Source organism: Clostridium sp. (genome assembly GCF_029267215.1).
In the GTDB taxonomy this organism is placed as follows: Bacteria; Bacillota; Clostridia; order Clostridiales; family Clostridiaceae; genus Sarcina.
The window spans coordinates 42,098-65,961 of record NZ_JARIDH010000044.1; the positions used below are offsets into that span (position 1 = coordinate 42,098).

The following is a 23,864-nucleotide window of genomic DNA, read 5'->3' on the forward strand; positions in this document are numbered from 1 at the left end:
TAGATCTAAATATTAAATTACTTACTTTCAAAGCCATAAAGATGTTTCTTTTTGTATAAAAAGTATCCAAATAAAGCTGGGAAAATAATTGAAATTATAAGTGATTTAATATTAAATCCATGTAATACTGTTGAGTAAATTAAGTTAGCAAGAAATAATAAATAATAAAGATATATTCCTAAAGCTTTTTTCATTAATATTAATATAACTGATATTAATAATATTGTGGCACTTATTAAACCTATTACAATTATAGATTTGTTTAAACCTAATTTTTCAATTGGTATTCCCTTTTGTTTAAGATTGTTTTGAACAGATGGAATTAAAAGGCATATATTGCTGAAATATGTTATGAAAACACTTATAATTGTTAGTACTGATAAAGTTATTATTCCAGCGCCTAATTTATTCTCTTTATTAATTTCCATAAAATGACCTCCCATAATTTTATTTATTCAAATATAACATAAAAATGAACAGGTTGTGAAAGAAAAAAGTAGATTATTAACAAATTTAAGGTTATTTTAAGAAAAATTACTAAAAAAGATTAAAAGAGATTTAGATATAATGCTTTATAAATAATTAAAAATATAATCTAAGGAGGAAATAGAAATGGCTAAGAATAATAAAAAGAAACCTAAAAAAGTTAAAACTAAAATAGTAGAAAATGCTGAAATTCAAGAATAAAAATAATAAATATTAAAATTGAAATTACAAAAACTTATTAGGCTATGTTTTAAAAACTATTAGTATTTAAAACATAGTCATTTATTATTAAATTTTACTTTAATAAATTGAAAACTATTTTCTACTTTTTTATAAACTTCAATCAAAGATGATATAATCTACAGAGATTTGTAAAAAGGGGGATTAGTTAGTGGAAATAATGGAAATTTTAAAGGCAATTTTGCTTGGTATAGTTCAAGGAATTACGGAGTGGTTGCCAGTAAGTAGTACAGGACATATGATTTTAGTGGAGGAATTTATTAGTTTTAACCTTTCACCAATATTCATAAGTACATTCTTTGTTGTTATTCAGTTTGGTTCTATTTTGGCAGTACTAATGCTATTTTTTAAGAAGTTAAATCCTTTTGATCCATCAAAAAGTAGCATGGAAAAGAAGGAGACAATTGATTTGTGGACAAAGGTTATTATAGCTATAATACCATCTGGAATAATAGGATTATTGTTTGATGACAAAATAGAAGAAGCATTTTTTAATGCCAAGACAGTTTCATTAATGTTAATTGTTTATGGTATTGCTTTTATAATTGTTGAAAATAGAAATAAATCACCTAGATTTGAAACTTTAGAAAGCCTTACATATAAAACAGCATTTTTAATAGGATTATTTCAAGTTTTAGCTTTAATACCTGGGACATCAAGATCAGGAGCAACAATAATAGGGGCAATTTTATTAGGAACATCAAGATTTGTTGCGGCAGAGTTTTCATTTTTCTTAGCTGTTCCAACAATGCTTGGAGCAAGTGCATTAAAACTTATGAAAGCAGGATTTGTATTCACTGGATTTGAATGGATGGTTCTTTTAGTAGGTTCAGCAGTAGCTTTTATTGTTTCAATATTTGCTATTAAATTCTTAATGGGTTACATTAAAAATCATGACTTTAAAGTATTTGGTTATTATAGAATTATCCTAGGAATAATTTTAATAGCTTACTTTTACTTTGTAAAATAATTTAGAGTAAATTTCTACATCAAAGCTAAAGAATAGAGAGTATAGTATATTTTGAGAGTTATTAATTTAAATAATCCTTAAAATATACTTTTTTTAATTTAGAGTTTTTGAATAAAATACCAATAGTTTCTTATAAAAACATAGATTTCATGCTGTAATATTAAAGTTTTTATACTAGTTAAAAAAATAATTATTTTGGAGAAAAATTCTAGAAATGATTTAAAAACTATTGAAAACAATATCATGAAAATGTTATCATTATAAAGAAATGTTAACAAAATATTAATATGGAAGGAGAGTTGTGAGAGTGAATACAGGGAAAAGGATAAAATTTATTACAATTTCAACTTTATTTACTTTCTTATTTAGTTTTTTTCCTCAAATGTCAGTTTGGGCAGCAGAAGAAAAAACTAATTCTAACGAAGTACAAAAAACAATAGTTAAAAACCAATGTGAGAATTTTGCAGTGGTTGTTGGCGATTTTATGCAGAAAAATGGTAACGATTCCGATTGGGATCCAACTAATATGAAAGGGCTCCTTAAAAAGTACAAAAATGGTATATATGAAGGAACTTTAAAGCTTAAGGCTGGAAAGTACAATTATAAAATTGCTATGAATGGTACTTGGAAAGAAAGCTATGGAAATAATGGAGGAAACATAGAATTAAATGTTCCTAAAGATGAAGATGTAACATTTAGATTAGATTATAATAAGAAAAAAGTTTATGATTCTATAAATAATGCAGATAAATTTAAAAATGAAGCAATATTTGTAGGCAATATAAAGGATTTAATTGAAGGCGCTTCTGATTGGAATCCTGGGGATTCTTCTGAAAAGCTTGATTATTTAGGTGGAGGAATTTATAAAAAAACTTTTCCTATAAAAGAAAGTGCACAGGGAAAAGATTTTAATTTAGAATATAAAGTTTCTTATAATGGTGTTTGGAATAATGGGGAAGTTAAGGAAAATCAGAAAACAGTTATTCCTAAGGGAACAAAAAATATAACTATTTTAGCTGATTATTTAGGAGATTATGTTACAGATTCTATAAAATCACCTAATCTTTCTAATACAATTTCTTTAATTGGAACAGTTAGAGGAAATGATAAAGAAAATTGGGATATTAATAATAAAGATTTTGAAATGCATAATATAGATGGAAGTAAGGTTATTTATTCTAAATTAATTAAAAAAGGGACTTATGAGTATAAAGGACTTTTAAATCACTCTTGGAATGGTGGAGGAATACCATCACAAGGAAATATTACTTTAAATGTGCCAAAGGATAGATATGTTGTATTTATGGCAGACTTAAAGGAAAACAAAATCTTTGATTCAATAAATAATCAAAATGATATAAGTAAAGCTCTAGGATTAAAAGTTAAAGAGGATGATAAGACTACTGGAAAAGATGATATAAGTGATAAGAATAATACATCATCTCATAAAGAGTCTACTAAACCAAATAGTGATAAAAACAAAGAAGTAAAAAGTCCAGTAATAAATAATGATGGTACAGTTACTTTTAATACTAAATTTGATGGAAAAGAATTATATCTTATAGGTTCAATGATTTCTTGGGATACAAATAAAGAGATTTCAATGAAAAAAGGAGAAAATGGAATATTCAGTGTAACAATACCTTTATCAGGGGGAGTTTATGAATATAAATTTAAACCTAATAAGGATAATTGGGATGGTTCATTTAAAGATCCATTAAACAAAGATGGTGCAAATGGAAATTCAGTTTTAAAAATGCCTGGATTAGAAATTTCAGGAGAGGGGTTGGAAGTAGGTAAAGATACAAATTTAGTTACTTATATTTATGATGAGACAGGAGCTAAAAAAGAAACTAAGGCTACTTTAACATTACTTGAACCTGTGAAAGGAGTATCAATAGAAGGAAATACAATAAAGGTTTCTAAGGATGCTGATACAAGTAAAAAAGTAAAAGTAAAAGCTACTGATGGGAAATACACAGTTACTAAGGAATTTTCTATTTCTAAAAAGATGTTTACATACAAAATAAACTATTTTAGATATGATGGAAATTATGATAAATGGAATTTATGGATGTGGGGAGAGGGCTTAGAAGGAAAATCTTTTGATTTCAACAAAAAAGATGAAGCTGAAAAAGGATTTACAGAAGCTGTTTACAAATTCCCTTCAAATAAAATGAATTTTATGATAAGAAAAGGAAACTGGGAAGATAAAGATGTTCCTCATGACAGAAGTATAGAAGTTAAAAATGGAAATGAAGTTGAGGTTTGGTTGATTCAAGGAGATGATAATGTTTACTACAATAAAAAAGATGTTGACACTTCTCCTAAACTTTTTTCAGCCTTAATGGATAGTTCTACTGATATATTAGTAACTTCAGCTGGGAAAATGGAAGAGGGAGATTTGGCTTCATTTAAGTTAGTTGATAAAACAACTAATAAAAATATAGATATTAAGGCAGTTAAAGTTGGAGAAAATGAAGCTAAGGTAACAGTTGAAAAAGGATTCTTTGGAACTCCTGAAATTGATCCAAGTCATTTGTATGAGGTAAGTAGCCATGATTTCAGAGGAACTAATGTTAAAATGAGAAAAATATTAGATTCCCCAAAATATTTTTACAAAGGAAATGATTTAGGATTAACTTATAAAAGTAATGAATCAACATTTAAGGTATGGGCACCAACAGCCAAAGAAGTTAGTGTCTCAATATATGATAATGCAGGAAAATATGATAAAAGTGGAAAAGTAACTGATAATACAGGTGGAAGAGAAATCAAAATGACTAAAGCTGAAAATGGAGTATGGAGCTTAAAGGTTAACGAAAACTTAGAAGAAAAATACTACATGTTTAAAGTTACATTACCAGATGGAAAAACTAATTATGCTATAGATCCATATGCAAAGGCAGTTTCAGCCAATGGACAAAGAGGGGCAATAATTGATTACTCAAAAACTAACCCAGAAGGATGGGGAAGTGTTAAGAGACCTTCCATGATAAATCCAACTGATTCTATTCTTTATGAAATGCATGTAAGAGATTTCTCTATTTCTACTAATTCAGGAATAAAGAATAAAGGGAAATTTAAAGGAATATCAGAAGAGGGAACAACTATTCCTAAAACTTCAGTAAAAACAGGATTAGATCATTTAAAGGAATTAGGAATAACAACAGTTCACTTATTACCTTCATTTGATTATGCATCAGTAAATGAAATGAGTGATAAACCACAATATAACTGGGGATATGATCCTCAAAACTATAATGCATTAGAAGGTTCATATTCAAGCAATGCACAGGATCCAAAAGCTAGAATTAAAGAGTTTAAAGAAATGGTGCAAACTCTTCATAAAAATGGAATAAGAGTAGTTATGGATGTAGTTTATAATCATACTTATGGAATAGGAGAAAACTCACCATTTGATAAAATAGTTCCAGGATATTTCTACAGAAGTAATGATAAAGGAAAATATACAAATGGTTCAGGATGTGGTAATGAGGTTGCTACAGAAAGACCTATGGTTAGAAAATATATAAAAGATTCTGCTAAACACTTAGTTAAGGATTATGATATAGATGGATTAAGATTTGATTTAATGGGGTTAATAGATACAAAAACAATGAGTGAATTAACTTCTGAAATAAAGAATGAAATTGATCCTAGTATAATAATCTATGGGGAACCATGGCAAGCTGGGGGAAGCTCTCTTCCTAGTAATGAGCAAACAGTAAAAGGAACTCAAAGAGGAAAAGGATTTGCTGTATTCAATGATAATTTTAGAGGGGCAATAAAAGGTGATAGTGATGGATATGGAAAAGGATTTGCAACTGGTGCCCAAGGTAAAGAAGGTGCCATAGCAGAGGGTGTTAAAGGATCAGTTGATGATTTTGCAAGTAGTCCAAGTGAAACTATAAACTATGTAACAGCTCACGATAATTTAGATTTATGGGATAAAGTAATAAAATCTTCTGGAAAAGAAAAAGAAGCAGGATTTTTAGAATTACATGATGGAAAATTAGTAGGTGATGATGCTAAAAAATATTCATCAGTTCAAGAAGCTGTTGAAAAGAAAGCTAAACCTTATAGTGTAATAAAAGAGAAAAATCCATTAGATAATGAATATGTGAGAAGAAGTATTTTAACAACTGCTATAACAATGACTTCACAAGGAATTCCATTTTTCCAAGCTGGAGATGAATTTTTAAGAAGTAAATATGGAGATCATAATAGTTATAGAAGTCCAGATGCAATAAATCAAATTAATTGGCAAAATAAACAAAATTTCAATGGAGTATTTGATTATTATAAAGGATTAATCTCTTTAAGAAAATCTCATCCTGCCTTTAGAATGAGTACAAAATCTGCCATTGAAAGCAATTTAGTTATAAGAAAAGCCAATGATAATATAGTAGTTTTTGAACTTAAAAACTTTGCAAATGGAGACTCTTGGAAAAATATTGTTGTTGCATATAACGGAAATAATTCTGAAAAAGAAATTTTTCTTCCTCATACTGGAGATTGGAATGTTGTTGTAAATGAACATAATGCAGGAACAAAAGTATTAGAAACATTGAAAGGAACAGACAAGGTTAAAATAGCTCCTTTATCAACTAAGGTTTTATATGATGAGAGTATAGAGGGAGAAACTCAAACTCCTACTAAAATAGAGATAACTCCATCAAAATTAAATTTAGATTTAGGAAAATCTTCCTTTATAAAAGCTTTAGTGAAAGATCAAAATGGAAGAATAATTTCTAATGCTGATTTAAAATGGAATGTTTCAGATAACTCAGTAGTAAAGGTTGATTCAAGCAATGGAAAAGTAACAGCTTTAAAAGAAGGAAAAGCAGTTATTACATTGAGTATTGGAAATATCAAAAAAGAAGTTCAAGTTGAAGTTACAAACTTAGTTCCAAGCAAAATAGAATTAAATGGTGGAAATTTAGTTTATACATCTAAAAATATTTCACTTACTGGAGTAGTAAAAGACCAATTTGGTCAGGTTATGACTGGGGAAGACATAACTTGGAGTTCATCAGATGAAAATATTGCAAAGGTATCTTCCTTAGGAGAAGTTCAAGGATTAAAGGAAGGAAAGGTAATAATTACAGCTAAATGTGGAAATGCTAAGGCTGAAAAAGAAATAGAAGTTAAAAAATATACTAAAAATTATATTGAATTTACTTATGTGAGAGATGATAAAAATTATAATGGGTGGAATATTTGGACTTGGCAAACAGGAATTAAAGATGGAGAACAAGACTTCACAGAATTTAAAGATGGAAAGGCAAAGGCTAAGTTTGAGATTGCACCAGATACAACAAAAGTTGGATTTGTTTTAAGAAAAGGAACTAACTGGGCAGAGAAAGATGCATATTCTTCAGACAGATATATAAATATAGATCCATCAATGAATGTTACTAAGGTAACAGTTAAAAGTGGAGTGGGAGATTTCTTCCAAGTTCCAGCCATTAAAAATGCTGAAATAAATCAAGGAAACTTAGATTTAAAATTCAGAGATGAAGCATTGTATGAAGAAAATGCTCAAAACAAAATAGAGAAAGTACAAGCTAAAATTACATTCCCAGGTTTATTATTTAAAGATTCAAAAGTTTATGATATGACTTATGATTCTAAAAAGGAATTCTTTGGATACACATTAAAAGATATTAAACCAGGTAAGTATGAATATAGTTTTTTAGTTACTAAAGATGGTAAAACAACAGAAACTGAAAAGAAAACCATAGAATATAATCCATTAAAAATAAATGGAGAGGTTTCATTCTCACCAAATGCTATAAATTGTGATCAAAATACTCTTTTAACTCTTAATTTAAGTGGAAGTGACTTTAAAAAAGATAATATAAGAGAAATTTATATGGATCTTACTAAAGTAGGTGGTCCTAATAAAGTTGTAATGGATTTAAACCTATTAAAAGATGGTAAGATAAGTGAAACAATTGGAGTAAGAGATGATATTACATCAGGAGATAAGGAAATTCCAGTTGTTATAGTTGATAAAAATGGAGATTTTCATAAGCAATCAGGAAAATTAAGAGTTAAATCAAAGGTTGGAAAAGATGCTTTAGATTTTGGATTTGATGAATCAAGAATATACTTCACAGTAACAGATAGATTCTTCAATGGAGATAAAAGTAATGACGATCCTCATGGAAATCATTATGATAAGAAAAATCCATATACTTATCATGGAGGAGATTTAAAAGGATTAACAGATAAAATACCTTACTTAAAAGAGCTTGGAATAAATACAGTTTGGATAACTCCAATAGTTGAAAATACTGACTTTAATCAAATGTTCTTTAAAGGTGGAAATCAATATTCATATCATGGATACTGGGCTAAGAATTTTGAAAAACTAGATCCACATTTAGGAACTATGAAAGATTTAAAAACATTAATAGACACGGCTCATGAAAATGGAATAAAAATCATGGTTGATGTTGTTTTAAATCATGCTGGATATGGAATGAAGAGTGTAGAAGCAAATAAGGGCGCTAATAACTATCCAACAGATAAGGATAGAGAAGTGTTTAAAGGAATGTTTAGAGAACACCCAGGTAATGATTTTATAACTGAAGAATCAGCAGGACTTCCAGATTTCAAAACAGAGGATCCAAAAGTTAGACAAAAACTAATAGATTGGCAAACTGGATGGATAGAAAAAAGTAAAACAGAAAAAGGTAATACAATAGATTACTTTAGAATAGATACTGTTAAACATGTTGATAATACTACTTGGAAAGCATTTAGAAATAAATTAACAAAAATAAATCCAAACTTTAAAATAATTGGAGAATATTTTGGTGCTGATATAAATAGTGATGGAGGACAACTTCAAAATGGACAAATGGATGCTTTGTTAGATTTTGGATATAAATATAAAGCAAGAGATTTTGTAAATGGGAATATTGAATCTTCATCAGCTTATTTAAATAATAGAGCAAGTAAAATAAATAATACTAAGTTAATGGGTCAATTCTTAAGCAGTCATGATGAGGATGGATTCTTAAAAACTGTGGGAGATGACTTAGGAAAACAAATGTTAGGTGCCTCACTTCAAATTACAGATAAGGGCATTCCTGTTATCTATTATGGAGAAGAACTTGGAATGTCTGGATGGAATGGATTTGAAAAAGGCGATCAAAACAGATACGATATGGATTTTTCAAGATTAAAAGATCCTAAATATAAAAAAATTCATGATCACTATGAAAAACTACTTAATATAAGAAAAGAATACTCAAAAGTTTTCTCAAAAGGAAGTAGACAAACTATTGGAGGAAATAATAAAGAAGGATATTCAGCAATATTAAGAAGTTATAATGGAGAAAATATAATTGCAGTATTAAATGATCAAAAAATAAATAGAAATGTAACATTTAAAACAAGCTTTAAAGAAGGAACTAAACTTCAAGATTTATATGGTGGAAAAGAATACATTGTTTCTAAAGATGGAAATGTAACAGTTAACTTACCTTCTATGGAGGATGGAGGAACTTCTATACTAGCTCCTAAGAAGGATTTAATTAAACCATCAGTAATAAATAACGTTCCAACAATAAATGCTAAAGATACCACATTAAAATTTGGAGAAAAATTTGATCCTATGAAAGGTGTAACAGCAACAGATAAAGAAGATGGAAATATTACTTCAAAAATTCAAATTGTTGAAAACACAGTTAATGTAGAAAAAGCAGGAACATATAATGTGATTTACAAAGTAACTGATTCAAGAGGAGAATCAGTTACAAAAGAAATAAAAGTTAAGGTTAATGAAAAACCAGTACCATCTGTAGTTCATGTAAAAAGAATTAGATTAAATAGACATAGTGTCAAAATAAAAGAAAATCATAGCTTTAAATTAAAAGCTAGAATATTCCCCAAAATAGCTACTAATAAAGAAGTGGTCTGGGTTTCAAGTAATCCTAAAGTAGCTAGAGTAGATCAAAATGGTAAGGTTACTGCTTTAAGAAGAGGAAAAGCTTATATAACAGCAATAACTAAAGATGGATATGTTATGGATACTTGTAAAGTTAAAGTTGTAAGAGATAATTTCTACGGTGATATGAAAATAATAGGCCATATAATTATAATATCATCATGGGATATGATTAATGGATATGATTATAATAGTGTAATTGCTGAAACTACATTTGATTATCTTTTCAATTGTTCCATATAAATATATCTTAAAAATTAAAAAAAGAAAGCTATCCTTAATTTAAGGATAGCTTTCTTTTAAATAAAATTGCATTAACACTTAAGTGAAAGTTATTTTTTATTATATAACTAATTTTCTATATTATATATAAATAATAGTAATTTAACTTGTTTATGAAAAAGGAGTATTATTAATATGTAAATAAAATGCAAAATGTTTTGGGAGGAATTTTATATGGAAAATAAAGTTATAAAATCATATTGGGGCGTTGAATTAAATCCAAGATTTACAGATTTAGGATCTAAGAAACTATGTATAATATTACCAGGGATAGCTTATTATTTAGATAAATCTTACTTAGACTATTCTAAACAATTAGCTAATGAATTAGGATATGATACCATAGAAGTTGAGTATGGATATCAAATAAATAGAAGTAAGTTTGATATTGAAAAAGAGTTTAGTATTATGGTTTCAGAAACATTAGAGGTTATAGATAATGCTTTAAACAAAGAATACGAAGAACTTTTGATAATAGGAAAAAGCATAGGAACAAGCGTACAACATTTTGTTAATAAAGATTTAAAAGAAAGATTTAATAAAGTAAATAACATATACATAAGTCCTATAGATAAAACTTTAAATGAGTTTGGTTTAGAGAGTAATTCTTTAGTTATTTTTGGAGATGAGGATACTCTTTTATCTTATGAAAATAGAAAGAAAATAGAAGCAAGAGAGGATTTAGAAAGCTTTGTAATAAGCGGTGCTAATCATCCTTTAGATATTAAAAATAATGTTATGGAAACAGTAGAGGCTTTAAAGGAAAGCTTAGAAGCTGAATATAATTATATAGTTAAATAAGAATTCTTATTATTCTTGTTTTAATATATAAGAAAAAAGAGTGTAGTATTTAAAATATTACACTTTTTTAGTTATTTTAGTTTAATTAGCACCTATTTTAAGCTCTTTAATTTGTTTTATAATAATATTTTATTAATTAATTATAATTTATTGAAAATAAGTAAAATCAAGTGATATAATTATTGTAGGGAAACGATTTCATGAGATAAAAGTGTAAATAAAGTATGGGAGAGAGAATATATGGTACTAGGATTTTTTGCAGCAATAATTTTTATTTTAATTCAAATAGGAATAGTAGGATATTTAATTTATATCTTATATTCTAAGAAGGATGAGGATGTTAAAAACTTTGATGAAGAAGATTTAAAAGCTAATTTAAACTTAAGGAAGATGATAGTAATAGAGAGTTTAATTTCCTTAGTTCTTTATGGTGTTTTAATAAGTAATAGTGAAATATTAACTTTGGGAAGAGGAGAGGTTTTAACTTTAGGAATTTTAATATTAATTGGTCTTATGATGGTTTATCTTTATCTTCTTGATAATTTTATTATTAGAGTTAAAGAGTTTCATAAAAATGATGAAAAGAAAATTATTGTTTAAAAACTAAATTAAACTTTTAAAACAATATAAAATATTATTTATTTTTTTATTTTGATTTTTAAGGATAAAAGTGAATGAGAATTTTTGTTATGGTGTTCTAAAGTATAATTTAAAAGAGGTTAGTAATGTTTTTAAGGAAGAAATTGAAGTGGAAGGACCATATGGAGTTCATTTTTATAATGCTTTAGATGAAATTAGAGAAGAAGCAACTAGTAATTTAAAAAAATGGACAAGGATTCTTTTTCTGAGATTATAGGAAAGACATATTATGTACAATATAGATGTGAAGAGATATATGAAAGATTAAAAGGAATAGAGAAAGAGCTTTGTGAATTAAAATAAAAAGATTTCAAGCTATTGAAGCTTGAGATCTTTTTTAGAATTTAATTAAATATAAAGAGTATAAAAGTTATTTTATACTTTGAGGAAAATTAAATAACCAGTTATTCCTCAAATAAGCATTTTTAATGTCTAGTAGACACATAGTGTTATTTAAATTTTTGTAATATGCTGGGGAATAATTTACTATATCCATATCTGAAAAGTTTATATATGCTCCTTTTGTATAAGGAAGCATTGATTGTCTAAAGTTTTCAATCCATTCAATATTAGTATTTTCATTATCACTTTCATTCCATCTAGAAATATATTGAATTAAATAATGTGCAAATCTATGGGCATAGCTTGTATTTGGGGAGAAATTCTCTACTATTTTACCACCAAATGGTATTATTAATATTCCATGATAGAATCCAGAAGAAGGTTCATTATTTAAGTTATATAATATTGTATTTATTGCTTCATCACTTAAGGGCTCATAGATATAGCTACTGCTATTTTTAAAGTAATTATTAGGAGGTTGTTTTTCTCCAATAATATTTACTGCATCTATAAAAGGAATATATTCTATTATTTCAGAGGCTTTATTTGGTATGCATAATATTTGGTTAATAATTATTTTGGTTTCTTCAAGAGACGCATAACTAAAACCTTCTAATATACTGCCAGATTTACTTACAGTAAGTTCTAGGGTAACTCTTTTATCTGCATAATACATGAAATTATCATAGTTTCTTATAACATCGAAATTCATAAAATCAGGCCAAGTTATTTTAATGAAAGTGATATTTTTTACAGGTCTAATTTTGAATGTAAGTTCTACAATAACACCAAAGTTTCCACCACCACTACCTTTTATTGCAAAAAATAAATCCGAGTTATAAGAGTTAGTTGCAATAACAAGTTTCCCTTTTTCATTTATTAATTTTACAGAGGTTAAATTATCACAACATAGTCCATAAAGTCTTGAGGAAAGACCAACACCACCGCCTGAAACTAAGCCAGCAACACCAACTTCTTTGCAAGTGCCACCGGTGAATTGGTAACCTAGTTTATATAATTTATCATATAAATCCCCAAGTAGAAAACCAGAACCTATGGTAACTGTGTTTGTATAATCATTAACTTTTAAAGTTTTTAAATTTGACATATCTAAAAGAAGAGAATAGTTTGCACTACAGAAACCTTCATAATTATGTCCTCCACCTCGTATTCTCAAGTTAACGTAATTTTCTTTAGCCCAAATAACTGCATTACTTACATCATCAATGTTTTTAGCATAAACAATAGCTACAGGATAATAATCGAAATATAAGTTGTAGAGTGTTCTAGCTTCATTATAATTAGTGTCAGAAGGTAAAATTATTTCTCCAGTTAATTTTGAAGTATTATATTCTAAAGGCTGAATTCCTTGATAAAACTTAAAAAAGTTACTAGGATCATATTTAGTTTTTATTTCTCTCAAAATTGGATAATTATAACCAAAGTATTGATATTGCCAATTTGAAATATTGAAATCTGTAAAGCCTCTATAGTTTCCAACGCCAACTGTATCTATATAATCTTTAAAGTTAGCTGTCCAATGTTTGTTTAATATTTCATCATCATACTTTCTCCATACACATTTTATTTGAAGAAGATAGTGTGCTTGTCTATGTGGAAATGAGGCTGTGTTATTAGGATAGGATAATACTTTACCACCTAAAGATAGCATTTCAATAGAGTGAAGGAAACCGCATGGTGCTATTTCAACTAAATTAAGGATTTTCTTTATTTCTGTTTCTGATAAGTCAACATAAAGGAATGATCCACTATTTTTAAACATATTAGGAGGTAAACACTCTTCATCCCATAACTTTATAATATCTTTATATGGAGCTGTTTTTAAAGTGAAATATAAAGGGGATGTTATTTCAAAGAGAGGAGTTAAAAGTTCAGTAACTTCATCTTTAGGTCCAAAAAATTGTCCACTTATATTAAGATTTAATTTGTTACATTCATTTTTTTCAAAAACTAAATTCATTGTTAATCTTTCATCAGTATTATAGGCAAATTTTTGGAATGCATCTATTAAGGAAATATCATAATTAATAGGCCATGAACTTTTGAAATAAGTTATATCTGAAACTTTATATATTTTAAATTTAATTTCTGTTATAACTCCAAAACTAGAGGGTTGAGCACCTTTTATTGCCCAAAATAAATCCCAATTAGTAGTAGAATTTACAGTTAGTTTTTGAAAATTTGCATCGATTAATGTTAACTCTATAATATTATCCATACTAAAGCCAAGATATCTTGTTGAGTAGCCAATACCAGCAGCAGTTGAAAGTCCAACAACACCAACATCTGCACAAGTTCCACCAGGTATAGTAAAGCCTCTATCAGCAAGAAAATTATAAACATCTCCAAAATTTGCGCCACCGCCAATAGTTGCTGTTAAATTTTCCTCATCTATGAAAATATGATTTATATTACTTAAATCTATAACTAATCCGCAATCTAAATTTGAATTACCTTCAAAATCATGACGATGGTTTCTAATTCTAAAATCTAAATTTTTTTCTTTTGCTATTTTTAAGGTTTTTATGACATCTTCTTCATTACAACAAATTGCTATTTTGCAGGGAAATTGTTCTATGGAGAGATTATAGTTTTTTCTATAATTAGAATAAGAAAAATCTTTTGGGTTAACTATTTTAAACCTACATTTTTTTGTCATTAGTAAATCTCCTTTAAAACAAATTTATACTATTTATAATATGTTTACCATTATTTTTATGTGTTGAATGGGTGTGGAAATAGTTTGTTTTCTTGAAGGTTCAAGCTAACAAATTTCTATGAAATCAACATCCTATTTCATAGAAAAATATAGGTAATTAAATGTTGAGTTTTATTCAAAAAGCAATTTTTTATAGCATTTTGTTATTTTGAAAAAATTTTACTGTCAAAAATAGATTTTAGGAATAAATATATAATGTATAGTATTCTTTGGAGTGTGAGAAATCTTAAGGTGATTCTTAAGTAGGTATATGATTAATCAAAGAATTTTTTTTAATGTGATTGATGAAAACCAAAGACCAATACCTGGGTGTAAGGTTAGAATTGAAAATAAAAATGATAAATATGAAGCAAATACAGATTTTTGCGGTATTGTAGAATTTCTAGTTCCACTTGGAGTTTATGTTTTAACATTAGAACATTCTTATTTTAAAAAGAAAGTATTTAGAATGAGGTTAAGAGATGGTTTTAGTTTTACTAGGATAAGTCTTCAGGAAAATGGATATGCATATGGAGGAAGTAATAGAAATATTAATGAAAGAACTGTTAATAGAATGAATAATATGAGAAAAAAAGAAAAATTTAGATTTAATGATGAAATGGAAAAAGAAAATAGTATAGAATATAATAAGGATTCTACATTTAAGCATAATGAAGAAGTTAAAAATGAACATAAAGGGGATTATTTAAATAGTATTAAAAATGAGGTTGAAAATCTAAATAATCCGATAGAAATAAATTGTAAAGAAATTTATAATGATGAAAATACTATTATAAATAAAGAAAATAATAGTAATGAAAACTTTATAAAAACAGAAGTATTTGAAGGAAATGGGTTCTTCGGTACTTCAGGTGTATTTGAGGGAATAAGTGACACTACATTTAATGAAATATTAAATGGAGCTAAAGGTATATTACAAGATATTTTAGAATTTGCTAATTCAGTTGATTTTGAAAACTCTCAATATACAGATAGAGAAGAGGATTTTAATGATTGTTATGAAGAAGAATCACAAGGGCGGGATAAGATTAATTGTGATGGAAAAATATCAAAAGAGATAGAAAATAATAATGAATGGGAACCAGAAGAAATAATAAGAGAAAAATTTGGTGTTCAACATGGCGGGGAAACCTATGATATATATGATTATGAAGAGGAGATTTTTGAACCTATATCTGATTAACAAGAACAATAAAATTTATTTTATATGAAAATTTTTAATAATTTATTAGTAGATATTATGATAAGGTATAAAGAATAGTTTGGTTTTATAAATACTTGACTGTACTAAGATTAAATTTAGTATAAAAATACTTAGTACAGTCAATTTTTTTACATAAATTTTTTAGATTTAGGAATTAAGTTTAAATTATATTTTGTAGATGAGAACAAAAGGATTGGTTATTCATAGAAATTTAGATTAAAATAGTATTTATATTAATGTGAATATTAATAAAGGGAGGACAACTAATTGGGTAAATTATTAAAATCAATAAGTGAAGAGGAATTTAAAGATAGAGTAAAAATAAGATTTAATAATATATTAGATGGATTAGATTTATATTCAAATGGTACTTTAGAAAATAAAGATACTGATGAAAGTTTTGAAAATGTTGAATCTTCTTTTATAGGATTTTTTGAAGATGCTTTGGATTTAAATGAAGAAGTAGTTATTGACTTTTACATAAAAAAATTAGATGAAGAAAGCAAAGTAAGATTATTAAAGTTTTTAGAAGGGGAAGATAGAGAAATATTAAAAAGACATATTGATGAAATTGATAATATGAAGAGTGTTTATTTTACACTTGATTCAAAAGAACTTATGAGATTTATTACTAGATTAAATACTAAAGAGTTATTTTTTTGTACAGTATATTTTGAAAAGTATGAAATGACAATATGGGGAAATTATAAATTAAGTTTTCCAGTTTTCTTTAAAGAAGAAAGTGTTTTAAGAAAATATGAAAAAATAGCTAAGAATAATAATCTAGAGATTAGAGGAGTAGTTATTAGATAGGGATTAAATAAGGGCAGGTAATAACAAAAGCAAATGAAAAGAAGTTAATTCTAGAAGTTTGATAAAGATTAAATAGGGTTAGTTAATAATAGCTTTAAAGTTAAAAAGAAGGAATCTATAAATAAGAGAATACAGATTCCTTCTTAAGTTTTATAAATGCTAATAATTAAAAATTATTTTACTTTAAAAATCCATCCTTTAGGAGCTTCTACATCACCAAATTGCATTCCATATAGAAGGTCATAAAGTTTTTTTGTTATAGGACCTACCTCAGTTTCGCTATAGAATACATGAAGATTGTCCTTATAATCAATACCACCTATTGGTGTTATTACAGCTGCTGTACCACAAGCACCAGCTTCTGAGAATTCATCTAAGTTGTCTATTAAAACATCTCTTTCAAAAACAGGCATTTTTAAATAATCTTTAGCAATTGTCATTAGAGAGTATTTTGTTATACTTGGAAGTATTGACTCTGAATATGGAGTAATAAACTCACCTTTTTTTGTTATTCCAAAGAAGTTTGCAGCTCCAACTTCTTCAATTTTAGTATGGGTTGATGGATCTAAGTATATACAATCTGCATATCCTTTTTTTGCAGCAATTTCATGAGCTTTAAGACTGGCTGCATAGTTTCCACCAACTTTGGCAGCCCCGGTTCCTTTAGGAGCTGCTCTATCGTAATCAGCAATCATGAAGTTTACTGGTTTTAAACCTCCTTTAAAATAGGCTCCAACTGGAACACAGAATACTGAGAATATGAATTCAGGGGCAGTTTTAACACCTATATTATCTCCAACACCAATCATAAATGGTCTTATGTATAAAGTAGCACCAGTTCCATATGGTGGTATAAATCTTTCGTTAGCTTTAACAACTTGCATACAAGCATCTATGAATTTTTCTACAGGAATTTCTGGCATAAGAAGTTTATCACATGATTTGTTCATTCTTTTAGCATTTTCATCTACTCTGAAAAGTTGAATATCTCCATTTTTTGTTCTATATGCTTTTAGTCCTTCAAAGCATTGTTGTCCGTAATGTAGAGCCGTTGAAGCTTCACTTATGCTTAATTTGTTGTCTGTAACTAGCTTTCCTTCATCCCATTTACCATCTTTAAAATGTGATATATAACGGTAGTCAGTTTTTATATAGGAAAAACCAAGGTTATTCCAGTCAATAGTCATATTTTCATTCATCTTTAACACTCCTATCAATCTTTTGTATGTTAACATTTTATCATTTTATATTTAAAAATGAAATATCTAAATAAAAAAATTGCAAAATTTATATTTTATGAAAGTGTAAAAATTACATTAATTAATAGTGTTTAAAAGCATATATAATGAAATTAAAGAAAATTTTGTGATATAATAAAATAAAAATACTTAAGGGGGATTGACATGGACAAATTTTATGAATTATGTATAAGAGAAGAAGAATCAACTTTACATAAAATATTAACACCAGCAACAATAATATCATTATTTTTAGCTGCAGGAATATTTATTTTCTTAGGTCTTATACCAGCTATTGTATTTTTAGTAATAATATCTCTACCATTATTTATGTGTAAGAGGTTGTCTATGGTTGAATATGATTATGAGTTTACAGATGGGGAATTAGACATAAGTGCTATATATGAAAGGGTTAGAAGAAAAGTAAAAGGTAATATAAATTTAAAAGATATAGAAATAGCAGCACCTTTAGGACATGCTGAACTTAATAGATATTCAAATGCTAAGAGTAAAAAATGTTATGTTATACCTAAAGAAGGAAAAAAAGTGTATGTTGTGGTGGTAAGAGAAGAAAGCAAGATGTTTGCATATGAGCTTTTACTAGATCAAAAAATGATTGATTTATTCTTTTTCTCAAACCCACAAAAAGTTATAAGATAATAAATTTGCAAAAAGGTAAGTATCAAAATAAGGGGGCATTAATATGAAAGTAAAACAATATATTGATAATTTAATGAAAGAATTAGAGAAGAATAATCCTGGAGAGTTGGAATTTTTAGCAGCGTCAGAAGAGGTTTTGTATTCTTTAATACCTGTCCTTGAAAAAAATCCACAATATATTGAGGAAGGAATATTAGAAAGGATTGTTGAACCAGAAAGAGTTATAATGTTTAGAATACCTTGGGTTGATGATGAGGGAAAGGTTAGAGTAAATAGAGGATATAGGGTTCAGTTTAATAGTGCAATAGGTCCTTATAAAGGGGGACTTAGATTTCATCCATCAGTTAATTTAAGCATAATAAAATTTTTAGGATTTGAACAAATATTTAAAAATTCATTAACTACTCTTCCAATAGGAGGGGGTAAAGGAGGATCAAATTTTGATCCAAAGGGAAAATCTGACAGAGAAATAATGAGATTTTGCCAAAGTTTTATGAATGAATTATATAGACATATAGGACCTAATATAGATGTACCAGCAGGAGATATTGGGGTTTCAGGTAGAGAAATAGGTTATATGTATGGCCAATATAAGAAGCTAAGAAATTCTTTTGATTCAGGTGTTTTAACTGGTAAAGGCTTAACTTATGGGGGAAGTTTAGCTAGAAAAGAAGCAACTGGATATGGATTAGTTTATTTTGTGGAAGAAATGTTAAAAGATAATGGATTAGATTTAAAAGGAAAGAAAGTAGTTATTTCAGGTTCTGGAAATGTTGCCATATATGCATGTGAAAAGGCTCAGGAACTTGGAGGGAAAGTTATTGCCTTATCTGATTCATCAGGATATATATATGATGAAAATGGAATAGATTTAGCTGTTGTAAAAGATATTAAGGAAGTTAAAAGAGGAAGAATTTCAGAATATACAAACTATGTTAAAAATGCTAAGTTTACAGAGGGATGTAGAGGAATTTGGAGTATAAAATGTGATATAGCACTTCCTTGTGCAACTCAAAATGAGATAGATGAAAGTAGTGCTAAAATATTAATAGATAATGGAGTTATTGCAATTGGAGAAGGTGCCAATATGCCTTCCACCTTAGAAGCTCAAAAATTGTTTGTTAATAATAAAATATTATTTGCCCCAGCAAAGGCAGCTAATGCAGGTGGTGTTGCCACATCAGCTTTAGAAATGAGTCAAAATAGTTTAAGAATGTCTTGGTCTTTTGAAGAGGTTGAGGAAAAGTTAAAAGAAATAATGAAGAATATTTATATAAATTCAAAAAATGCAGCCTTAGAGTATGGAAATGAAGGTAATCTTGTTGTGGGAGCTAATATTGCTGGATTTAAAAAGGTTGCAGATGCAATGATTGCCCAAGGAATAGTATAAAAAGAGAATATTATACAGAAATTAATTTCCTAAGGCATTTGATTTCGTCTTAAAAATCATAAAAAATTATATTAAAATACTTGTATATATTAATGAAAAATAATTTGTTAAAATATATGCAGGTATTTTTTTGTTAAATTAATTAAGTTTTCTGTCTTTTTTTTCGTACTTATGATATATTAAAGAATGTTATTTAGTATATGAATATATGATAGTTTACATAGATTACAAAGGAAAGGAAAAATAAAATGGCAAAAATAACAAGTAGAAATAGTGATTTTTTAAAAACACATAGAAACTCAACTTCACCTAAGGTATATCAGTTATTAATAGATCTTGTTAATGATAATAGAGAAGATTTAGCTAATGAAGTTATAAAAATAGATTATTTAGTAGATTATTTTAATACATGTATAAAGAAAAGAGATAAGAGAGAAGGTAAAGAAACTTTAGAAAGAATAAATGCTAGACTTTCTAAAATTAAAAAAGAGGGTGTAGATGTTTCTCACTTTGAATATCTTTGTGAAAACATATTGAAAAATAATAAGATTAAACTTTAGACGTAAGGATAAAAAAATAAAAGGATGGGATGCCAATGGAAAAATTTTTAAAGCTAGGATTAAGTGAAGAGGTTTGTAAATCTTTAGAAGGACTTAGTATAAGTGAGCCTACTGACATACAGGAAAAAGCTATACCAATAATTTTAGATGGTAAAAATGTTATAGGAAAAGCTGAAACAGGAACAGGAAAAACTTTAGCTTATTTACTTCCTATAATAGAAAAAATAGATTCTTCTAAAAATGAGATGCAGGCAATTATTTTATCTCCAACTCATGAATTAGGGGTACAAATAAATAATGTTTTAAATGATTTAAAAAGAGGATTAGGAAAGAAAATAACATCAACAACTTTAGTTGGTAGTGGAAATATAAAAAGACAAATAGAAAAACTTAAGAATAAACCTCATATTCTTGTTGGAACTACAGGAAGAATCCTAGAGCTTATAAATAAAAAGAAGATTTCAGCTAATACTATTAAGTTTATAGTAATAGATGAGGGAGATAAGCTTTTAGATTTTATAAATATAAAGGATGTTAGAAGTGTTGTTAAATCTTGTAAAAGAGATGTTCAAAAACTTATATTCTCTGCAACTATGAATGAGAAAGCCTTAGACACTGCAGATGAATTAATTGGAGAAAGTGAGCTTATACAGGCTAAAGCTTTAAATAAAGTTAATTCTAACATAAGTCATGGATATTTTCAGGTTGAGTTAAGAGATAAAATTAACTTTTTAAGAAAGCTTATAAATACTATGGGAGAAGATGAAAAGGTAATAGTATTTATAAATAATAGTTATAACATAAACAACGTAATTCAAAAATTAAAGTTTAATAAAATAAATGCTGTATCACTTCATGGAAGTGATAACAAAGTTGATAGAAAAAATGCACTTCAAGATTTTAGAAAAGGAAAAGCTAAGGTTTTAATAACTTCAGATGTATCTGCAAGAGGGCTTGATATAAAGGGAGCTACTCACATAATAAACTTAGATATTCCTATGAATTCACAAAATTATTTACATAGAGTTGGTCGTGTTGGAAGAGCTGGAGAAAAGGGAGTTGCATATTCTTTAGCAGATTATAAAGAAGAAAAAATAATAGGAAAATGCGAAAGACAATTAAAAATAAAAATTCCTAGATTATATCTTTATGAGGGAAAGATAGAAAAAAGTGATGTTAAGAAGTTAAATGACAAGAAAGATAAGTTTAAAAAGAATGAGGGAAGCAAGAAAAAGTCTTCATCAAAGAAAGCTTCTTATAAAAAAACTTTAAAAAGAAAATAATTAAAATAGAGGCAAAATAGCTTTTTATTATTACAAAAGCTATTTTGTCTTTTTTATATTCTTTAAAAACAAAAGCTTAAATTGTTTAGAAATGAATTTATTTTGAATAAATTTATATTTTTATGAGATTACTCATGGAAAAGTTACTAAATGATTAACATTTACTCAAGCATGTTGGATAGCGTTTTTTTATAAAGTATAATATTTTTAGCATAATATATGTTATATAGGGGTGAATTTAAAAATGAAAAAGTTTTTTATAAGTATTTTAACAGCTGTTATGATAGGTGCTACTTTTACAGGATGTAGTGGAGTTAAGGGAGACAATGATACTAAATTAGAACATGTTAATTTATCAATGAGTGCCAGTGATATTGTTAATAAATTAGTAGACAAGGATATAGTTAGTATGCCCATTCCAGTTGATGACAAAATGGCAAATGAAGTTTATCATCTAAACCTAGAGGATATTTATGAGTATGGTATTGCAGAAACTGGCATATCTCCTGGAGTTGCAACGGTGGTTATAGTAAAAGCTAAGGAAGGAAAGAGGGATTCAGTTAAAGAATCTCTTAATAAAATATTAGAGGATAAAATAGGGAAAGCTTTTTATCCAGAAGAAAAAGAGGTAGCAGAATCCTCTGAAGTCAAGGTAAATGGAGACTATGTATCCTTATTTATTTTACCAGAAGAGTCTTTAAATGAAGCTAATAAAATATATGAAGAAGCTTTTAAATAAAAAATAATTTTAAATAAAGCATTTGATATTAATTAAATATTATCAAATGCTATTTTTATAAATATTTTTAACTAATTATTATGTAAATTACTCTATAATCTTATATAAGTTTTAAGTAATTTAATTCATAAATTATAAGGAGAAATATATGGTATTTAGTAGTATTTTATTTATATTTAGATTTTTACCTTTAGCATTCTTAATATACTATATAGCACCATCAAGATTTAAAAATTTAGTTATTTTAGCAATAAGTTTAATTTTCTACTCATGGGGAGAGCCTAAATACTTAATATTGATAATAGTATCTATTTTAGTTGATTATTCAGTTAGTAGAGGAATAGAAAGATATAAGGGGAATATTTTCATAAAAAGAAGTTTATTAGGTATTTCTGTGATTTTTAATATAGGTATGTTATTTTTCTTTAAATATATAAATTTTTTTATTGAAAATATAAATTTACTTTTAGGAACAAATTTATATTTTATAGAATTAACTCTCCCTTTAGGAATAAGTTTTTATACATTTCAAACCCTATCATATACTTTAGATGTTTATAAAAATAAGGTTTTAGCTGAAAGAAATATAATAAATTTTGGAGCATATGTTTGCCTTTTTCCTCAGCTTATAGCAGGACCTATTGTTAAGTATTCTGACATAAGTAAAGAGATTAAAAAAAGAACATTAAATAAGGATATGATTGAGGAGGGTATAAAAGAATTTATCATAGGATTAGGAAAGAAAGTTTTAATAGCAAATAATATAGGAATGCTTTGGAATGAGATTTGTAGTATAGGTTTTAAAAAAGTATCAACTCCTCTTTTGTGGCTTGGAATATTTGCTTTTTCTTTTCAAATTTATTTTGACTTTAGTGGATATTCATCTATGTCTATTGGACTAGGAAAAATGCTTGGCTTTGTATTTCCAGAAAATTTTAATTTTCCTTATATATCAAGGAGTATGACAGAGTTTTTTAGAAGATGGCATATAACTTTAGGAAGTTGGTTTAGAGAGTATGTGTACATTCCTTTAGGTGGAAATAGGGGAAGTAAAAAAAGAATGTTTTTAAACTTATTTATAGTATGGTTTTTAACTGGATTTTGGCATGGGGCAGAGTATAACTTTATTTTATGGGGATTATATTTTTTTGTATTAATAGCAATAGAAAAAGTATTTCTTCTTAAATATTTAAATAAATATAAGGTTTTATCTCATATATATGCTATTTTATCAATTGTATTTGGATGGGCATTATTTGTTTTTATAGATCTTAGAAATTTAAAATATTTATTTGCTTTTAATTTTGGATGGGATGTATTTTATTATTTAAGAAATTATTTTTTGATTTTTATCATAGCTATAATAAGTTCAACAAAATTAATAGAAAACTTTTATGAAAGAGTAAAGAAAAATAAATTGGTAGAATGTGTATTATTTATAGGGATTTTCATAATATCTATTTCTTATTTAGTTGATTCAACATATAATCCATTTTTGTATTTTAGATTTTAGT

The 23,864-nt window shown here is 27.0% G+C and carries 16 protein-coding genes; 13 read left to right on the top strand and 3 right to left on the bottom strand.

Annotated elements, in window-relative coordinates; all coding sequences use genetic code 11:
• Positions 1-17: 17 nt before the first annotated feature.
• Positions 18-428 carry a hypothetical protein gene (locus Q1K13_RS08270; protein ID WP_300349395.1) on the bottom strand — a complete coding sequence of 137 codons (411 nt, stop codon included), beginning with the start codon at positions 426-428 and terminating at the stop codon, positions 18-20.
• 449 nt (positions 429-877) lie between these two features.
• Here Q1K13_RS08270 and Q1K13_RS08275 point away from each other — a divergent pair, with 449 nt between their 5' ends.
• From Q1K13_RS08275 to Q1K13_RS08295, 5 genes are all read left to right on the top strand, one after another.
• Positions 878-1,696 (top strand): undecaprenyl-diphosphate phosphatase, encoded by an 819-nt coding sequence (locus Q1K13_RS08275; protein ID WP_300349398.1) that lies wholly within the window; start codon positions 878-880, stop codon positions 1,694-1,696.
• Between the two features lie 307 nt (positions 1,697-2,003).
• Complete coding sequence (pulA, locus tag Q1K13_RS08280) at positions 2,004-9,902, top strand: type I pullulanase (protein ID WP_300349401.1); 7,899 nt, start codon at positions 2,004-2,006, stop codon at positions 9,900-9,902.
• Between the two features lie 213 nt (positions 9,903-10,115).
• A complete protein-coding gene (locus Q1K13_RS08285) occupies positions 10,116-10,742 on the top strand; it encodes an alpha/beta hydrolase (protein WP_300349404.1) in 627 nt (208 codons plus the stop codon).
• A 240-nt stretch (positions 10,743-10,982) separates the two neighbouring features.
• Positions 10,983-11,342 (top strand): hypothetical protein, encoded by a 360-nt coding sequence (locus tag Q1K13_RS08290; RefSeq protein WP_300349407.1) that lies wholly within the window; start codon positions 10,983-10,985, stop codon positions 11,340-11,342.
• Positions 11,343-11,412: 70 nt separating this feature from the next.
• Entirely contained in the window at positions 11,413-11,598 is a 186-nt protein-coding gene (locus Q1K13_RS08295) for a hypothetical protein (protein WP_300349410.1), read from the top strand.
• Between the two features lie 153 nt (positions 11,599-11,751).
• On the opposite strand, the gene Q1K13_RS08300 is transcribed toward Q1K13_RS08295, so the two are convergent.
• Positions 11,752-14,403 (bottom strand): FAD-binding protein, encoded by a 2,652-nt coding sequence (locus Q1K13_RS08300; RefSeq protein ID WP_300349412.1) that lies wholly within the window; start codon positions 14,401-14,403, stop codon positions 11,752-11,754.
• Between the two features lie 310 nt (positions 14,404-14,713).
• On the opposite strand from Q1K13_RS08300, the gene Q1K13_RS08305 reads away from it, so the two are divergent.
• Entirely contained in the window at positions 14,714-15,646 is a 933-nt protein-coding gene (locus tag Q1K13_RS08305) for a hypothetical protein (protein WP_300349414.1), read from the top strand.
• Positions 15,647-15,934: 288 nt separating this feature from the next.
• The gene (locus Q1K13_RS08310) at positions 15,935-16,480 is read left to right on the top strand and encodes a hypothetical protein (RefSeq protein WP_300349417.1); all 546 of its coding nucleotides are present in this window, start codon (positions 15,935-15,937) and stop codon (positions 16,478-16,480) included.
• A 173-nt stretch (positions 16,481-16,653) separates the two neighbouring features.
• Here Q1K13_RS08310 and Q1K13_RS08315 read toward each other — a convergent pair whose 3' ends face one another.
• A complete protein-coding gene (locus tag Q1K13_RS08315) occupies positions 16,654-17,679 on the bottom strand; it encodes a branched-chain amino acid aminotransferase (protein WP_300349420.1) in 1,026 nt (341 codons plus the stop codon).
• A 204-nt stretch (positions 17,680-17,883) separates the two neighbouring features.
• On the opposite strand from Q1K13_RS08315, the gene Q1K13_RS08320 reads away from it, so the two are divergent.
• From Q1K13_RS08320 to Q1K13_RS08345, 6 genes are all read left to right on the top strand, one after another.
• Positions 17,884-18,378, top strand: a complete 495-nt coding sequence (locus Q1K13_RS08320) for a DUF6106 family protein (protein WP_300349423.1) — start codon at positions 17,884-17,886, stop codon at positions 18,376-18,378.
• Between the two features lie 43 nt (positions 18,379-18,421).
• Positions 18,422-19,768 (top strand): NADP-specific glutamate dehydrogenase, encoded by a 1,347-nt coding sequence (gdhA, locus tag Q1K13_RS08325; protein WP_300349425.1) that lies wholly within the window; start codon positions 18,422-18,424, stop codon positions 19,766-19,768.
• A gap of 248 nt (positions 19,769-20,016) precedes the next feature.
• Complete coding sequence (locus Q1K13_RS08330; RefSeq protein ID WP_300349428.1) at positions 20,017-20,328, top strand: hypothetical protein; 312 nt, start codon at positions 20,017-20,019, stop codon at positions 20,326-20,328.
• A 35-nt stretch (positions 20,329-20,363) separates the two neighbouring features.
• The gene (locus tag Q1K13_RS08335) at positions 20,364-21,611 is read left to right on the top strand and encodes a DEAD/DEAH box helicase (RefSeq protein WP_300349431.1); all 1,248 of its coding nucleotides are present in this window, start codon (positions 20,364-20,366) and stop codon (positions 21,609-21,611) included.
• 244 nt (positions 21,612-21,855) lie between these two features.
• On the top strand, positions 21,856-22,350 hold the full coding sequence (locus Q1K13_RS08340) for a DUF4358 domain-containing protein (RefSeq protein ID WP_300349433.1): 495 nt from the start codon (positions 21,856-21,858) through the stop codon (positions 22,348-22,350).
• Positions 22,351-22,498: 148 nt separating this feature from the next.
• Entirely contained in the window at positions 22,499-23,863 is a 1,365-nt protein-coding gene (locus Q1K13_RS08345) for an MBOAT family O-acyltransferase (protein ID WP_300349436.1), read from the top strand.
• The last annotated feature ends 1 nt before the right edge of the window (position 23,864 follow it).

Excerpts from the sequence above, each read along its gene's own strand:
- Q1K13_RS08270 (WP_300349395.1), bottom strand. The coding sequence starts at position 428 with ATGGAAATTAATAAAGAGAATAAATTAGGCGCTGGAATAATAACTTTA.
- Q1K13_RS08285 (WP_300349404.1), top strand. The coding sequence starts at position 10,116 with ATGGAAAATAAAGTTATAAAATCATATTGGGGCGTTGAATTAAATCCA.
- Q1K13_RS08290 (WP_300349407.1), top strand. The coding sequence starts at position 10,983 with ATGGTACTAGGATTTTTTGCAGCAATAATTTTTATTTTAATTCAAATA.
- Q1K13_RS08300 (WP_300349412.1), bottom strand. The coding sequence starts at position 14,403 with ATGACAAAAAAATGTAGGTTTAAAATAGTTAACCCAAAAGATTTTTCT.
- Q1K13_RS08305 (WP_300349414.1), top strand. The coding sequence starts at position 14,714 with ATGATTAATCAAAGAATTTTTTTTAATGTGATTGATGAAAACCAAAGA.
- Q1K13_RS08315 (WP_300349420.1), bottom strand. The coding sequence starts at position 17,679 with ATGAATGAAAATATGACTATTGACTGGAATAACCTTGGTTTTTCCTAT.
- Q1K13_RS08320 (WP_300349423.1), top strand. The coding sequence starts at position 17,884 with ATGGACAAATTTTATGAATTATGTATAAGAGAAGAAGAATCAACTTTA.
- gdhA (WP_300349425.1), top strand. The coding sequence starts at position 18,422 with ATGAAAGTAAAACAATATATTGATAATTTAATGAAAGAATTAGAGAAG.
- Q1K13_RS08330 (WP_300349428.1), top strand. The coding sequence starts at position 20,017 with ATGGCAAAAATAACAAGTAGAAATAGTGATTTTTTAAAAACACATAGA.
- Q1K13_RS08335 (WP_300349431.1), top strand. The coding sequence starts at position 20,364 with ATGGAAAAATTTTTAAAGCTAGGATTAAGTGAAGAGGTTTGTAAATCT.
- Q1K13_RS08340 (WP_300349433.1), top strand. The coding sequence starts at position 21,856 with ATGAAAAAGTTTTTTATAAGTATTTTAACAGCTGTTATGATAGGTGCT.
- Q1K13_RS08345 (WP_300349436.1), top strand. The coding sequence starts at position 22,499 with ATGGTATTTAGTAGTATTTTATTTATATTTAGATTTTTACCTTTAGCA.